Consider the following 14,912-nt stretch of genomic DNA (forward strand, 5'->3'; position numbering starts at 1 on the left):
CCTTCTGCCGGACGAAGTCCGCGCGCAGCGGGAGAGAGCTAAACCGCCGCATGCCTTCCTCCGAAAACGCTCGACTGTTTTCCGGAGAGTGCACGATGGACTATGCAAATCCCTCCGCAACAAGGGAAGCTATACACAGGTTTTGGATATTCGATCGTGTGCAGCGCGGCTTGGCTTGGCTCTGTTGGCCAGACAGAGCCTCATCATCAGCGTAGGTCCAAATGATCCGTGCAATGCCTGAGCCACCTGATCGCAGCGCGGATCAGCCCCCCTAGTCCTTGGTATAGATTGATCACCAAAACGTTTTGGGAGAAATCCCCAAAACGTTTTGGAATCCTAGATGTCAAACCTGAAACAACTGGCTAAGTCTCTCGGCCTCTCTATAACGACGGTGTCGCGCGCGCTGGACGGCTATTCGGACGTCTCGGAAGCAACCAAAGAGCGCGTCAGGCGCGCTGCGGAGAAGACCGGCTACCGACCAAACGCGGCGGCCCGACGTTTGCGTAGGCAACGTGCCGAACTCGTCGCCGTGCCTGTCCCGAGTGCCCCTGGCCAAATCGGTCCAGCGCATTTCATCGATATGCTTTCCGACTGCGCCGAGCATCTGGCGAAGGCCAATATCAATCTCGTAATAGCTCCGGTGCCGCGCGGACAGAGCGAAATTGAGATGTGCCGCCGCTTCGTAGACGGAGAACGCGTCGACGCAATGGTGCTGGTGCGCACAAAGCGACAGGATGAACGGGTTTCTTTCCTTCAATCTCGGGGGATACCTTTTGTAAGCCATGGGCGCACGGAATCCGAAATTCCCCATGCATTTATCGACGGCGACGGGTTCACGGCATTTCGCGACGCCGTACTCAGATTTACAGGAGACGGCCACGTACGCATCGGCCACGTGGCTGCTCCGCAAAACTACACCTTCGCGCATCTTCGGCGAATGGGTTGGGAAGCGGGCCTCCTCGCACAGGGACTCAGCACTGAATTGATCGAGGTGGGTGACCCAACGGAACACGGCGGGTACGTGGCCGCGCAAGCTCTGATGTCTGGCCATTTAAAGCCCACGGCGATTCTTTGTGCAACCGACGAAATGGCAATAGGTGCGTTGCGAGCACTGCGCGAGGTTGGAGGCGAAGGGCGCGTCAGCGTCATCGGCCACGACAACCTGCCTATGGGAGCCTATAGCGTACCGCCGCTATCCACCATGCAGATGACAGGGGCCGACTTCGGTGAACGGCTCGCCTCATTGTTGCTTCGCGCCATTGGCGGAGAGCCGCCTGAGAACCTGCAGGAAGTATATCCAGTGGCTTTCGTCCAAAGGTCGAGCCATCGCAGGGCTTAGCAACGCAGGTCGCCGACCGACTGCCAACACTCCTGAACGTATGAAAAGGTTTTGAACTATGAAGTCATCAATTTTGTCGGGATTGCTTGCTGCGACCGGTCTCCTAGTTGCCACGTCAGCCAGTGCCGACACAATATTTTTGTCGACGCAGCTGAGGCCGATCGAGGAAGCGACCATAGTTCGCGAACGCATCCTAGACGGAGCGCAGGCCTCGGTCGATTATGTCGTCGAAGAACCACCGCAGTTTGCAGTTAGGCTCGAAGCCGAACGGCAGGCGGGTACGCATACCATTAGCCTGGTCGGCGCACTACATGGCGAGCTTTCACCGATTGCCGCCAAGGATGGTTTGGTCGAACTTGACGAGTTGGCGGCCAGGCTGTCGTCCGCCGGCATGTCCAAAACTATCCTCGATCTTGGCAAGCTCGGAACAGCCCACCAGCAGTACATTCCTTGGATGCAGGCAACATACGCGATGGCCGCGAACAAGGAAGCGCTTGCCTATCTCCCGGAAGGTGCCGAAATCAACGCGCTCACTTACGATCAGCTGATCGAGTGGGGCAAGAAGATGCAAAAGGAGACCGGACAGGCGCGGATCGGGTTTCCCGCCGGACCCAAAGGACTGATGCCGCGCTTCTTCCAGGGCTACTTCTATCCATCGTTCACGGCCGGCGTTGTGCGCCCTTTCAAGTCGCCCGATGCAGCGAAAGGCTGGGAACGCTTCAAGGAGCTCTGGTCCGTCGTGAACCCGAACTCCACAAATTACAACTTCATGCAAGAGCCCCTGCTCGCCGACGAGGTTTGGGTTGCGTGGGATCACATCGCTCGCTTGAAGGAAGCAGTTTCACTCCAGCCCGACCAATACGTCATCTTCCCGGCCCCGGCTGGGCCGAAGGGTCGCGGCTACATGCCAGTGGTGGCAGGACTTGCCGTGCCTAAAGGGGCTCCCGATCAAGCCGGCGCCATAGCTGTCATTGAACATCTGGCTAAACCGGAGACGCAAATCCTGACTGCCCAGAACGTCGGTTTCTTCCCGGTAGTGCAGGCGGCCTTGCCGGAAGACACCGATCCGGGCATCAAGCTGCTTGCTCAAGTGGTGGAGACCACACAGACGGCAAAAGACGCGTTGATTTCGCTCCTCCCGGTCGGACTCGGCGACAGGGGCGGCGAGTTCAACAAAGTCTACATGGATACGTTCCAAAGAATCGTTTTGCGCGACGAACCTATCGAGGCCGTCCTCAACGAGAGCGCAACCTCTCTTTCGAAACTCATGAAAGATACCGGCGCGCCGTGCTGGGCACCCGACAAGGCGAGCGCGGGCGCCTGCCCAGTCGAATAGGCTTTCCGTCACCTCCGCCCCCGGCACGCCGCCGGGGGCAATCATCAAGATAGTTGAGAGCCCTTTTCCATGTCGAACAATCGCCCGTGGGTACCCTACCTATTGGTGGCGCCGTCCGTCATCTTCCTGGCCGCGCTTTTCCTCGTGCCGCTTGCCCAGACGTTGTGGCTTGCAATGTCCGCAGATGGTGTTCCGTCACTGTCCAACTTCAGTACCATGGCTGGAGACCTCAACTTCTCCGCCTCGCTCCGCAACACATTCCTTCTTTCCCTCGCGGTGGTTCCCGTGCAGGTAGCCTTGGCGCTCGCGATGGGTTCGATGGTCGGCAAAGTCAATTCAGGCCGGGAGACAATTCTTTGGATTTGGACGATTCCCCTTGGCATCTCGGACTTGGCCGCAGGGCTTGTATGGCTTTCGATCCTGCAAAACAGCGGCTACCTGAACAGCGTCCTGTTCTCGCTTGGGGCAATCAACAAGCAGGCGAATTGGCTTTCCTACCAGACCCCGCTCACGCTCTTCTTCGCCATCGCCGTAGCGGAAATCTGGCGAGGCACCGCGATCGTAATGATCATAATCGTGGCCGGTCTCAACCAAGTACCAAAAGAGTTTCGTGAAGCCGCGGAAATCTTTGGCGCCGGGCGGTGGACCCGCTTCTTCCGCATTACGCTGCCGCTCATTAAGCCAGCGCTGCAGTCCGCATTGATACTGCGCACCGTGCTGGCCTTTGAAGTTTTCGCCGTGGTCTACTCCCTTGGTGGAAACAACCTCCGCGTCCTCGTCGGCGAGGCGTACACGTGGCAGAACCAAAACCAGAACTATGGCGTCGCGGCTGCCTTCGCTGTTTTGATCATGGTGATCTCGCTGACCGCTACCCTCGCCTACCTCAAAATCATCAAAGTCGATCCGGAGCGGTTGCCATGAGTACTGCCCAGCCTGCCAATTTCGCCTCGGCCCGCAAAATCCTGCTGTGGAGCGGCATCTCGGTCCTGTGCGCATGGGTGATCGTCCCGATTTATCTGGTCGCCCTTGGCGCCTTCGGTGGCCGGAGCGGTGTCTATAGATGGCCCAAGTCACTCCTGCCGACTGACGTTTCCGTCGAACCCTTCATCCTCTTTCTTAAGACGGAAGGGGTCGCAGCAGCTTTTTTGAATTCACTCGGCGCGGCTCTGATTACGGTGATTTTATCGCTGTGCCTCGGCGCACCAGCCGGGTACGCGCTCGCGCGCTATACCTTCTACGGCAAGGACACCTACCGTCTGCTTGTCTTGCTTACGCGCGCCTTTCCGCTGGCGATCCTTGCTTTGCCGCTCACCGTTTCGTTCATTCGGGTGGGTCTCTACGATACCGTTCTCGGTGTGGGCCTCGTCCACACGGTTCTGGCGTTGCCTTTCGCGGCGCTGGTAACGCAGGGAGTATTCCTGGGCGTGCCGCGCGAACTCGAGGAGGCCGCTTGGGTATTCGGTTGCTCCCGGGTCGAGGCCTTCTTCCGGATTGTGGCACCGCTCGCACTGCCTGGAGTTGTCGCAACCGCCGTCTTCGCGTTCGTGATCTCCTGGAACGAGGTTTTCGCCGCCTCAGTACTAACGGTCAACAACCGCACGCTGACGGCGTACTTGCTCACCGTTCTTTCGGAGAGCCCCCTGCACTACCGCTTCGCCGGGGGGCTTATGCTCATCCTCCCATCCGTCGTCTTCATATTCGCGGTCCGGCGCTACCTGTTCGCGATATGGGGCATTTCGAGCAAATAACGGAGATTTCAATGGCGACCATCGTCATCGACCGCATCAAGAAAAGCTTCGGCGCCGTCGACGCCCTCAAAGAGGTGTCACTCACCATACGAGATGGTGAGTTCGTATCGCTCCTCGGGCCCTCCGGCTGTGGCAAAACGACACTTTTGCGCATCATCGCCGGGCTTGAGACAGCCACTTCGGGTGACGTCCGCATCGGAGGAAAGTCCGTAATTGGGCTTCCGCCAAAGGACCGCGGCCTGGCGATGGTTTTCCAAAACTACGCAGTGTTTCCTCACATGACCGTTTACGAGAACGTAGCCTTCGGCCTGAGAATGCAGAAAGCCGACGCGAGCCGGGTAAAGAAACAGGTCGAGAAAGCCGCGGCGCTTCTGCATATCGAGCCATACCTCGACCGTTACCCGAACAAGCTCTCAGGCGGCCAGCGTCAACGCGTCGCCGTCGCCCGTGCGCTCGCGGTTGAGCCGCAGGTTCTTCTCATGGACGAACCACTGTCGAACCTCGATGCTCTTCTGCGGCTCGAGATGCGCACAGAACTCAAAGCTGTGCTGCAAGCTTCGGGCACGACGACTGTCTACGTTACCCACGATCAGACTGAAGCGATGGGTCTCTCCGACCGGATCGCCTTGATGTACAACGGCCGCATCGAACAGGCAGGCTCACCGGTGGAAATCTACAGCCGACCGGCTACACGCTTCGTCGGTGGTTTCATGGGTAACCCGCCAATGAACTTCATCGAACTACCGGTGCGAGACGGTTCGGTGGCGCTTGGCGCACTGAAACAGGCGGTCCCTCATGTGACCGGCGGCAAAATTGTGCTCGGCATTCGCGGAGAAGACGTCACGCTCACCTCGACCGATGGAGGTCTATGTATCGATGTTCGGGTCGCCGAGCCTATGGGTTCGCATCTGCTCTTGACTGGCACCGCCGAAGGCCAATCGGTCCGTTTCATTCTCCCGTCCAATGAGACGGTGAAATCCGGCGACCGGATCTGGCTCAAACCCGACCTCGAAAGACTGAATTGGCTCTCTGCGGAGACCGGACGGGCGCTGCCCCGCCGAGCCGCCTGAACTCAAGATTATCGACAGGACCGACTATGACCGACCTCATTAACAAAGCGCGGCGCATCTTGCAGGCAAACGATCGCGGCGGCTACACCGTTCCGACGGACCGGCTCTATCCTTTTCAGTGGAATTGGGACTCAGCATTTGTTTCGATGGGTTTTGCCCACTACGACCTATCCAGGGCCTATCACGAATTAGAGCGGCTCGCCGAAGGACAATGGGCGGACGGGATGATCCCTCACATCATCTTTCATGAGCCAAGCGACACCTATTTTCCCGGGCCAGATGTATGGCGGACAAACCATACGATCCCCACATCGGGCATCACTCAGCCACCGATCTTCGGGATGGCGTTGAAGCGGCTCCACGACGTCGCGACGTCCGAGGAAGTGAACTACGCATCGGACCGGACACTGCCGCTTTACGAAGCGGCGCTCCGCTGGCACCGCTGGTGGTATGCTGCGCGCGACCCCGACAACACTGGGCTGGTTGCTCTGCTGCATCCATGGGAAAGCGGAAGCGACAACTCTCCCGCGTGGGACGTAGCATTAGCCAGAGTCCCGACCACGACGGATACTGCGGTGGTCCGCAAGGACCTCGGACACGTCGACGCTGGCATGCGTCCGCGCGAAGAAGACTACAGGCGGTTTATCCATCTGGTGGACGCTTACGCCGCATGCGCCTGGGACCCGGAAAAACAGTGGGAAGCCGCTCCATTCAAGATCGCGGATGTGCAAACGACCGCAATTCTTCTCCGGTCCGGTGAGGCGATAGAAGCACTGGCAAGGCTATTCGGAAGAGAGCGCGAGGCTGACGAAGTCGGTTCGATGAACGCACGTTCTCGCGCGGCTCTCCTGGCGCAATGGCGACCGGATTTGCGGCGCTTTGTCTCTCGCGACCTTGTTTCGGGTGAGGATGTCCAAGCTCCAACGCAAGCCGGCTTTATGCCACTATTGGCGCTGGATCTCGAAAGGGGTGTGTTGGATGCGTCCTGCAACGAGATGCAGCGCTGGTCTGAGGGCCTTGCGGTCGCCTTTCCATCCGCCCCCACCGACTTTCCCGGCTTTGAAGCCAAGCGCTATTGGCGAGGTCCGGTCTGGGCTGTAATCAACTGGCTATTGATAGACGGACTTGAGCGGAATGGTCGACGCGAAATGGCGGAAGGGCTTCGCAAGTCGACGATCAATGCTATCGAGAGCAACGGCTTTGCCGAGTATTTTGACCCCTTGACCGGCGAAGGTTGCGGCGGAAGCGAATTTTCCTGGACTGCCGCCGCCTACATGGAACTTCTTAGCAGGGGCGCGTAATGTCGGCATTCGATGTTCAACCGCGGCGCTTTCTGACTTCCTTGTTCGAGGCAGCGGTAACCGCGGCCGAACCGAGTGCCGCGATCCGCGCTCATTTGCCGGAAAGGCCAAGCGGACGGACAATCGTGGTCGGTGCAGGAAAGGGTGCAGCGCAGCTTGCGCAAGCGCTCGAACGGGCCTGGGACGGTCCGCTCGAAGGGATAGTTGTCACCCGCTATGGATTCGGCGTTTCTTGCGAGCGGATCGAGGTGCTGGAAGCGGGACATCCAGTGCCTGACCGCCCGGGGCTTTTGGCGTCTAACAGATTGCTGAGCGCTGTCGGGAAGCTGAGCCCCGATGATTTGGTGATCGCCTTGTTCACAGGCGGGGGGTCTGCCCTACTGCCTGCTCCGCCTGCAGGCCTCGAACTTGCCGATGAGATCGCCTTAAACGAGGTTTTGCTCGCCTCCGGAGCGCCGATTTCAGCGATGAACACCATCCGAAAACAGCTCTCTCGGATAAAGGGCGGGCGCCTCGCCCGTGCAGCTTGGCCCGCGCGGGTCGCGACATTGGTTGTTTCTGATGTGCCGGGAGATAATCCCGCCTTGGTGGCATCCGGCCCGACGATCCCGGACACGGCCGGGCGGATTGAAGCGCTCGATGCGGTCCGGCAATATCAAATCGCTCTGCCAGAATCTATCATCCAGCATTTCCGCAGCAGTTCGGAAAGAGCGCCGCATCCCTCCGACCCTCGATTTTCCCGGAACACGCACCGCGTGATTGCTTCCGCGTCCGTCTCCCTCAAGGCGGCCGCTCAGGCTGCCCATGCTGCGGGTGTCGAAGCTGTGATTTTGTCTGATAACATGGAAGGAGAAGCACGCGAGGTGGGCAGCTTGCATGCCGCGATCGCGAGGGCCATAGCCGAGACGAAGCGCCCACTCCCGAGGCCCGTGGTCGTTCTGTCCGGCGGGGAAACGACCGTGACGCTGAAAGGAAACGGTAAGGGTGGTCGCAACAGCGAGTTCTTGCTTGCACTCGCGCGCGATATCGACGGTTTCCCTAATGTATTCGCGCTGGCAGCCGACACTGATGGCGTTGACGGTAGCGAAACCAATGCTGGCGCATTTGCGGGTGGCGATACTATATCACGATTGAACGCCGCCGGGTTGGACGCCACAAAGCTCCTTGACGACAACGATTCATGGACGGCTTTCAATGCGACGGGAGATCTGTTCGAACCCGGTCCCACCGGAACCAACATCAACGACTTCCGAGCGATCCTTTTGTGGTGAGCGTCATGCTTCGGGTGAAATTCCGGTGACACCGCTAGTCAGCCGGCGGAGCGATCCCATCGAACACAGGTCAGACGAAGACTGTAAATAATTTGTGAGCCGGGAATTCGCGCGAGCATCCCACGGAGTTCAGCCTAAGCTTCGTATCGCTGAGGGCGCCGCTCCGTTCAGCTGAAAGGAATTGAACAATGAAACAACAATCTGTCACACCTTGGCGGTTGAGTTCGGGTCACCGTGCATGGCTGCAGCAGCAGGCAGAAGAGCTTTTTGCTTTCTTCCAGGCCCATGCAATCAATGCGAAGGGCGGGTTCTACGAGCTTGACTTGGATGGGCATCCACTCCGGGCGAACACCACGCGGGGCCTTCATTCCACAGCCCGCATGGTACACTGCTTCTCGATCGGTAGCCTTCTTGGAAGGGAGCAAGCCGACGAGCTGGTGGACCACGGTATGCGCTATCTATGGGAGCGACACCGCGACGGCAACCACGGAGGCTATTATTGGGCTCTCGACGATGAAGGCGTACGCGACGCGAGCAAACAAGGTTATGGACACGCCTTTGTCCTTCTAGCGGCTTCCAGCGCCAAGGTCGCAGGTCATCCCGATGCCGACCGCCTGATAGCTGACGTCTCGGAAGTGATCGAGGCCCGTTTTTGGGAGGAAAAGTGGGGCGCGATCGCGGAGGAGTTCGAGACGGACTGGACGCCAAAGCCCGGCTATCATGGCCAGAACTCCAACATGCACATGACGGAAGCGCTTATGGCGGCTTACGAGGCCACGCGTGATAACTCTTACCTACACAAAGCGGAGAGGATCGCGGATCTGATCGTCCGTCGCCGGGCCGGCGAGCACGAGTTTCGGGTAGCAGAACATTTCGACCACCGATGGGGCGTCGACAAAAGCTACAGCGGACATGAGATGTTTCGTCCCTCGGGGATCACACCGGGACACTGGGCAGAATGGTCACGTTTGCTTCTCCAGCTGTATGTGCTTGGCGGCCGAACCCACGGATGGATGCCAGAGGCAGCTCGACGACTTTTCTCGCAGACGGTCGATCTAGGTTGGGACGAAGTGAACGGTGCACTTTACTATACCCTCGACTGGGATAACAAACCCACCAGGCGCAACAAACTGTGGTGGCCAATGTGCGAAGCGGCGGGCGCCGCGGCGTTTCTCTGCTCTCATTTAGGCAGCGACTATCATGAGGCCTGGTACCGTCGAATCTGGGACGTAATCGACGTGAATTTCATCGATCGCCAGCGCGGAGGCTGGCACGAGGAGTTAACTGAGGACCTACGGCCAAGTCAGACTCTATTTGCGGGCAAGGGCGACATTTATCACGCGCTCCAAGCCTGTTTGATCCCTCTCCACCCGGCTAACGGAAGTCTTACGCAGGTCATTGCTAGCGGAGAGAAATCCTGACCCGGCCGCGCCAAGATAACGAGAGTTAAACCTGTGGGTTTCCGCCGGTGACCAGACGGGGTCGCAATGCCCACGGTAGGCCCGGGTTCCATGCCTCTCCAGCGCCGTGCCCGGCTCTGTGGATCCAGCAAAGCAGAGGCGGCGGCAGTAGAACATAACGTCGCCGGAAACGTCTTTAAAAAAGAAGAATGCCTTGCACGTGCCAGCCGTGAGCACCTTCCCCCCCCCCGCATTTAAGCAGGACGCGAACGGCCTCCCCATAATTGCGGACCGATCGCTTCCCCAGGATTACAGATGCTGTCGCCGCGAGGGGGGCTGGCGCAAGCCACGTTCATTTGGATTCCTGGCGAGCGGCGGTTGGAAGTCTGTCGCAAATTCTCACGAGTTCACTGACGGATCCGACCTCCATTTTCTTCATCACATTGCCGCGGTGAAGCTTTACGGTGACCTCCCGAATGCCGAGCTCAAACGCTATCTGTTTGTTGAGCTTCCCATCGGTCACACCTTGGAGAACTTCACGTTCCCGAGGGGTGAGCGTCTCATGCCTCTGAACAATTCCTTTGATTACGGCCGCATCTTCCCGCCTCATTGCATCCAGGGAGAGAGCCTTTGTAACGGCATCTAAGAGCGTCTGATCTCGCACAGGCTTCGTCAGAAAGTCGACAGCCCCAGCTTTCATCGCCTGAACGCTCATCGGGATGTCGCCGTGTCCCGTCAAGAAAATAATGGGCTTAGTGTTTCCAGTCTGCGCGAGATACTGCTGCAGATCCAGGCCACTGGAGCCCGGCATTCGAACGTCTAAAATCAAACAACCGGGACTGTGCAAAGTCTCGGAATCGAGCAATTGCTTGGTTGATTCGAAAGTAGCGCATCGAAGACCAGCAAGTTCAATTAACTCGGCGAGCGCGTCTCGCACGGAAGCTTCATCGTCGACGATGACGACGATCGGGTCCGGGCTTCGGGTGTTCGTCGAAGGTGGGGTCTGCGTTGGCTGCTCATTCTTCATAGCGAACCTCCACTACTCCGACGTTGAGCGCCCGGTCGATCGCGGCCAACAACGCCTTGGCGTCAAAAGGTTTGCGGAAACAGTTAGGTATACCTTGCGCACTGTATTCATGGCGGCCGCTCATGAGAAATACCGGAAGCTCTGGACGCAGCTTGTACACGACGTCGCGGAGAGTGACGCCATCCATCTGCGGCATGCTGATGTCCGTTATCAAAAGGTCCAGCGCGAATACGCCATTTGCAAGAAGACGCTCTGCTGATGGAAATGTACGTACCGCGTATCCTTCTGACTCGAGGAGGTCCTGCAGCGATTCAAGCAACCGTTGATCATTGTCAACAACAGCCACAACCCCCTTTTGGAGAGGTCCACTGGCGTGCAGTCCCGGTCTGCGGGAGTGAGCATAAGGAATCTCGAGACGCTCTGCGGTTTGTATCAGGTTGGCGATTGATGACGCTTCCATTTTTTGCATTACTTTTCGCATGTGGTTAGCGAACGTGACCTCGCTATTTCCCAGCAGCTGGGCCCCCTGCTTGCTCGAAAGGCCACTAATTAGGATGTCAAACACCTCGCGCTCACGCTGCGTGAGCCGCAGATAGCGTCGCTTCAACGCCTCCACCTCCGGACATCCCACCCGCTTTTTTCGGTGTTCTGAGATGCCAGCGCGTATAGCGTTCATCAAGTCGCGGTCATTGAAAGGCTTCGTAAGGAAATGGACCGCACCGTACGGCGTTGCCCGCGATGACAAACTGACATTTGCACGGCCGGACAGAAAGACGATGGGGGGATGAAGTCCATCCATCGTTTCACACTGTAGCCCCAGCGCTTTTGCGTCCGACAATTCAATGTCGAGTACCATGCAAGCCGGGGCGTCAGGCTTGTCGGAATTGATATACTCTCGCAGAGACGCAAACGCCATCGCCCGCATACCGTGAGCGGCAAGGAGCTCGCAAAGCGCTTCTCGAATTCGCGTATCGTCGTCGACGACGTAGACTATCGGCTGCTCGCTTATCATCCCGCCGATTCCGTTTTGAGAGGAAGAGTGAAGACGAATGTCGCGCCTGTAGGCTCGTTATTCTGCGCCCATAGTCGTCCACCGTGGGCATCGATAATGGAACGGCAGATAGCAAGGCCCATTCCCATCCCGTTTGTCTTCGTCGTGAAAAAAGATTCGAAGATCCTGTCTGGGTATTTTACTCCAGTCCCTCGGTCACTGATTTCAGTCCGAACGGTATCGCTCACCCGGCTAGCCCTCACTGCGACGACACGCTCACCGGCGACTGTTTCCATAGCATCCATACCGTTTCGGATGAGGTTGACGAGGACCTGCTGTATGTGAATCGGGTCAACTTCGACGTTTGGAAGCTCGCGATCGATGTGGACGTCGATACGAACCCGGCGGCGAAGCGCCTCTTCTGCGATGAGATTCCGCGCTTCGGCGATGAGAGCCGAAAAATCGGTGTCGGTTCTCACCTCGACGGGCTGCTTGAAAAGGGCGCGGATTCGGCTGACGACTTCAGCCGCTGAGTTTGCGTCGCGAATAATCCGTTCCGCAGTGATCTTCGCTCGTTCAAGGTTCGGCGGGACGACGGACAGCCATCTGTGACAGGCGTTCGAGTTTGCGACTATCGCAGCAAGAGGTTGGTTTACCTCGTGAGCGATCGACGCGGAGAGCTCTGCTAAGCTTGCTGCCTGGGTTGCACGGGCCAGTTTTTCTTGCGATAGCCGCAGTTCCTCTTGCATCCGTACCTCTCCGTCGATGTCGAGGCATATCATGTTCCATTGAACGATCTGACCGTCCGAATTTCGCATTGCGGTGGCACGGGTTTCGACCCATCGGTATTCACCGTCAGCGCGACGGAGACGGTGCTTGCGCGCGAAGGGCTCGCCCGTTTTCAGAGAGTTAGCATATCTCTCTCTAACATCCACGAGATCATCGGGATGAACCCCGGCTTCGAGCGTCGCATCGAGACGAGACTTGCCAGCCCCACCCAACTCTTCCGGGTTGTAACCCAAAAACTCGCGAAGCTGTTCGCTTCGGTATACTGGTTCACCGTCCGGGGCGGCGCAGTCGATCATCGCCGGCAGCGTCTCGACGAGTTGCCGGAGAGAACGTTCACGTTCGCGTAGCGCTTCCTCTACTCGTAGCTGGTCGTCGATGTCGTGGGTCAGGCCATACCACTGCAGTATCTGACCGTCATCATCGCGCAGCGGCTCTGCGGTGCCTTCGACCCAGCGATAAGCGCCATCGGCACGGCGCAGTCGGAACCTCTTGGAGAAACGCTCACCGCTTGCGACTGAGTAGCGGAGCGCCGCCGCGAGACTGGAAGCGTCTTCGGGGTGAACCGCCGCATTTAGACTCTCAGTCAGCCGAGCCGTATCCAGTTCGCCCGCACCAGGTTCATCCAAACCGAGGAAGCTGACCAGACGTTTGTTGAAGAACGTCGGTACGCCGTGTTGGTCGAGGCGCCAAAGCAAACTAGGTACCATGTCAACGAGTTGCGACAGCTCGCGCTCCCTTTCACGAAGAGCTTCCTGGGTCCGCATCTCGTCGTCAATGTCGATGGAGATCACGTACCAATGCGCGATGTCCCCGTCTTCTCCGATCAGCGGTTCTCCACGGCCATCAACCCAGCGGAAATCACCGTCCGCGCGACGGATACGGTACTTCATGAAGTATGGTGACCCCGTCACCATCGCATGACGAACAGTGTCGAGGAGATGTCCGGCATCCGCGGGATGGATGAGTTTCTGCATTGCCGCCTCCAATCGGCTGACTCCGGCCTCATCGAGCTGGCGGATATCGCTCATCCCAAAGAAGTCGAGGAGACGCTTATTAAAGAAGGTCGGCTGTCCGTCGGGCGTCAGGCGCCTGATCTGGACTGGCACCATATCGATAAGCTGTGAGAGCTCGCGCTCTCGCCCGCGCAATGCCTCCACGGTCTTTTTGTACACGTCGATATCGAGCGCGATACCAAACCATCCGGTAATTTGGTGATTGCTGTCGCGCGCCGCCCGCGCAGCAGTTCTGGCCCAGACATAAGCTCCGCTCGCGCGACGGAACCGGAACTCGACGTTGAAATCGTCCCCGCTATTCAAGCAAAGTTGCCAGGTCGCGGCGACACGTTCGTAGTCGTCAGGATGGAGTAACCGTTTCCAGGCGCAGTATCCTTCGTCCACGGAAGTGTTGAGCATCTCGGGCGTTACGCCAAGGGAACTTTGGGCGAAGGAATGCAAATATATCCATCTCCCGCTCGCGTCGAACGCCCAACCGTTGCCAAATATGCTCTCAACCGCTTTCAACCCAAGAACCAGTTCGGCTCCGTAGCTGCGAAGGAGATCGTCGGCTGACCTTGCGTGCGGCTTATTGTCAATCACCAGATCGTCAATCGGGACGCTAACGCTATAGCCAGGTTCCGAGCGGGTCTCTGCCCATCTGTAGCTACCATCGCCCTGCAACTGCCGATGTCGTGTGACTTGGGGAACTCCGGTCCAGAATGCGCGGGCGGCAGCGTGGGTGGCGGCCGAAAGATCGTCTGGATGTATGCTGCGTAGCGCATTCGACGGCTCGTTCCTGCCAACCTCCTCGGTGCTGACAACGGAGTCTCCCGAATAAAGCGTTGCGGCCGTCGTGTCGCAGTCGATCACCGCACCATACCAACCCAGGGTACGCCCCCTGTTGTCCTGGATAGGTTCCGCCGAACTCCGACTCCATCCATAGGCTCCGCTTGCCCTCAACATGCGGTATTCACCTTCGAAATGCCGCCCGTGCTCGACGCACTGGCACCACTCGGCGATGAACCGATCATAATCGTCCGGATGGATGATCTGCTTCCATCCTAGCGGTCCGCTCTTGGCCTCCGGATCAAATCCCTCAAGAGCACTTGCGAGTCGCGACAGCAATGCACCTTTTACGCATAGGAAGTCGCCGTTGGCATTGGTGGCCCAAGCGTTCCCGACAATGCGCTCAATGATACGCACCGCATGCAACAGTTCGGGCTCTATTTTTCCCGGTAATTTGAACGCCTTCGTCATTGCCTTCTCCTGCGGGATGAGGAAAGCCTTGTCAGCGCTCTAGCCCTGTCATCGGTTTTGGACGCCTAAGCGTTTCCAACTGCTTGCCCGCCACATCCGACGGCTATCTATGCCAACGAGAGGCGAACTCTAACCTATACCTCGGGATAGTGTTCGCATCCAGGAAGCGGATGCCTGGTATTAACCCGCTGCCAAGAAGACGGTTGTTGATAGCACCTTGCATGCGCTCAGACTGCCCCACCTAAAGTATACGTGAACTTCTGTTTAGATGCCGGCCCTTCGCCGAGAGGACATAATGTCCACGTGAGCGTCGGTTCGCGAACGAGATTCCCCTTGAGGACGGCCCGACGCAATCTAACGGCGATCAAGTTGCTCGCCTATGCGTGAA

Annotated in this window: 11 protein-coding genes and 1 pseudogene; 8 read left to right on the forward strand and 4 right to left on the reverse strand. The window is 58.2% G+C overall.

The window, feature by feature from the left end; genetic code table 11:
* The first annotated feature begins 340 nt into the window (after positions 1 to 340).
* The 8 genes from IB265_RS15085 (at position 341) to IB265_RS15120 (ending at position 9,486) form a co-directional block, all read left to right on the forward strand.
* Positions 341 to 1,339 carry a LacI family DNA-binding transcriptional regulator gene (locus IB265_RS15085; RefSeq protein ID WP_192371113.1) on the forward strand — a complete coding sequence of 333 codons (999 nt, stop codon included), beginning with the start codon at positions 341 to 343 and terminating at the stop codon, positions 1,337 to 1,339.
* 58 nt (positions 1,340 to 1,397) lie between these two features.
* Positions 1,398 to 2,675, forward strand: coding sequence for an ABC transporter substrate-binding protein (locus tag IB265_RS15090; protein ID WP_192371112.1), 1,278 nt, complete (start codon positions 1,398 to 1,400; stop codon positions 2,673 to 2,675).
* 69 nt (positions 2,676 to 2,744) lie between these two features.
* On the forward strand, positions 2,745 to 3,596 hold the full coding sequence (locus IB265_RS15095) for a carbohydrate ABC transporter permease (RefSeq protein ID WP_192494871.1): 852 nt from the start codon (positions 2,745 to 2,747) through the stop codon (positions 3,594 to 3,596).
* Positions 3,593 to 4,423 carry a carbohydrate ABC transporter permease gene (locus IB265_RS15100; RefSeq protein WP_192371110.1) on the forward strand — a complete coding sequence of 277 codons (831 nt, stop codon included), beginning with the start codon at positions 3,593 to 3,595 and terminating at the stop codon, positions 4,421 to 4,423. Before IB265_RS15095 ends, IB265_RS15100 begins: the two co-directional genes overlap by 4 nt.
* Before the next feature lie 11 nt (positions 4,424 to 4,434).
* Positions 4,435 to 5,493: an ABC transporter ATP-binding protein gene (locus IB265_RS15105; RefSeq protein WP_192371109.1), complete on the forward strand. Its 1,059-nt coding sequence runs from the start codon at positions 4,435 to 4,437 to the stop codon at positions 5,491 to 5,493.
* Positions 5,494 to 5,519: 26 nt separating this feature from the next.
* The gene (locus IB265_RS15110) at positions 5,520 to 6,794 is read left to right on the forward strand and encodes a neutral trehalase (RefSeq protein WP_192371108.1); all 1,275 of its coding nucleotides are present in this window, start codon (positions 5,520 to 5,522) and stop codon (positions 6,792 to 6,794) included.
* Positions 6,794 to 8,065 carry a glycerate kinase gene (locus IB265_RS15115; protein ID WP_192371107.1) on the forward strand — a complete coding sequence of 424 codons (1,272 nt, stop codon included), beginning with the start codon at positions 6,794 to 6,796 and terminating at the stop codon, positions 8,063 to 8,065. Before IB265_RS15110 ends, IB265_RS15115 begins: the two co-directional genes overlap by 1 nt.
* A gap of 188 nt (positions 8,066 to 8,253) precedes the next feature.
* Complete coding sequence (locus tag IB265_RS15120) at positions 8,254 to 9,486, forward strand: AGE family epimerase/isomerase (RefSeq protein ID WP_192371106.1); 1,233 nt, start codon at positions 8,254 to 8,256, stop codon at positions 9,484 to 9,486.
* 331 nt (positions 9,487 to 9,817) lie between these two features.
* Here the strand turns inward: IB265_RS15120 and IB265_RS15125 are convergent, their stop codons facing one another.
* From IB265_RS15125 to IB265_RS15135, 4 genes and pseudogenes are all read right to left on the reverse strand, one after another.
* The gene (locus IB265_RS15125) at positions 9,818 to 10,492 is read right to left on the reverse strand and encodes a response regulator transcription factor (protein ID WP_192371105.1); all 675 of its coding nucleotides are present in this window, start codon (positions 10,490 to 10,492) and stop codon (positions 9,818 to 9,820) included.
* Positions 10,482 to 10,838, reverse strand: coding sequence for a response regulator (locus tag IB265_RS36750; RefSeq protein WP_309140355.1), 357 nt, complete (start codon positions 10,836 to 10,838; stop codon positions 10,482 to 10,484). Before IB265_RS36750 ends, IB265_RS15125 begins: the two co-directional genes overlap by 11 nt.
* Before the next feature lie 33 nt (positions 10,839 to 10,871).
* Positions 10,872 to 11,504 (reverse strand): annotated as a pseudogene (locus IB265_RS36755) (response regulator transcription factor); the annotation flags it as partial.
* Positions 11,501 to 14,524, reverse strand: a complete 3,024-nt coding sequence (locus IB265_RS15135; RefSeq protein ID WP_192371103.1) for a PAS domain-containing protein — start codon at positions 14,522 to 14,524, stop codon at positions 11,501 to 11,503. The gene IB265_RS15135 and the pseudogene IB265_RS36755, both read right to left, overlap by 4 nt.
* Positions 14,525 to 14,912: the final 388 nt, after the last annotated feature.

The sequence above is a fragment of the Ensifer sp. ENS10 genome, assembly GCF_014852025.1.
In the GTDB taxonomy this organism is placed as follows: domain Bacteria; phylum Pseudomonadota; class Alphaproteobacteria; order Rhizobiales; family Rhizobiaceae; genus Ensifer.

Excerpts from the sequence above, each read along its gene's own strand:
- IB265_RS15135 (WP_192371103.1), bottom strand. The coding sequence starts at position 14,524 with ATGACGAAGGCGTTCAAATTACCGGGAAAAATAGAGCCCGAACTGTTG.
- IB265_RS15115 (WP_192371107.1), top strand. The coding sequence starts at position 6,794 with ATGTCGGCATTCGATGTTCAACCGCGGCGCTTTCTGACTTCCTTGTTC.
- IB265_RS15125 (WP_192371105.1), bottom strand. The coding sequence starts at position 10,492 with ATGAAGAATGAGCAGCCAACGCAGACCCCACCTTCGACGAACACCCGA.
- IB265_RS15110 (WP_192371108.1), top strand. The coding sequence starts at position 5,520 with ATGACCGACCTCATTAACAAAGCGCGGCGCATCTTGCAGGCAAACGAT.
- IB265_RS15120 (WP_192371106.1), top strand. The coding sequence starts at position 8,254 with ATGAAACAACAATCTGTCACACCTTGGCGGTTGAGTTCGGGTCACCGT.
- IB265_RS15085 (WP_192371113.1), top strand. The coding sequence starts at position 341 with ATGTCAAACCTGAAACAACTGGCTAAGTCTCTCGGCCTCTCTATAACG.
- IB265_RS15100 (WP_192371110.1), top strand. The coding sequence starts at position 3,593 with ATGAGTACTGCCCAGCCTGCCAATTTCGCCTCGGCCCGCAAAATCCTG.
- IB265_RS15095 (WP_192494871.1), top strand. The coding sequence starts at position 2,745 with ATGTCGAACAATCGCCCGTGGGTACCCTACCTATTGGTGGCGCCGTCC.
- IB265_RS15090 (WP_192371112.1), top strand. The coding sequence starts at position 1,398 with ATGAAGTCATCAATTTTGTCGGGATTGCTTGCTGCGACCGGTCTCCTA.
- IB265_RS15105 (WP_192371109.1), top strand. The coding sequence starts at position 4,435 with ATGGCGACCATCGTCATCGACCGCATCAAGAAAAGCTTCGGCGCCGTC.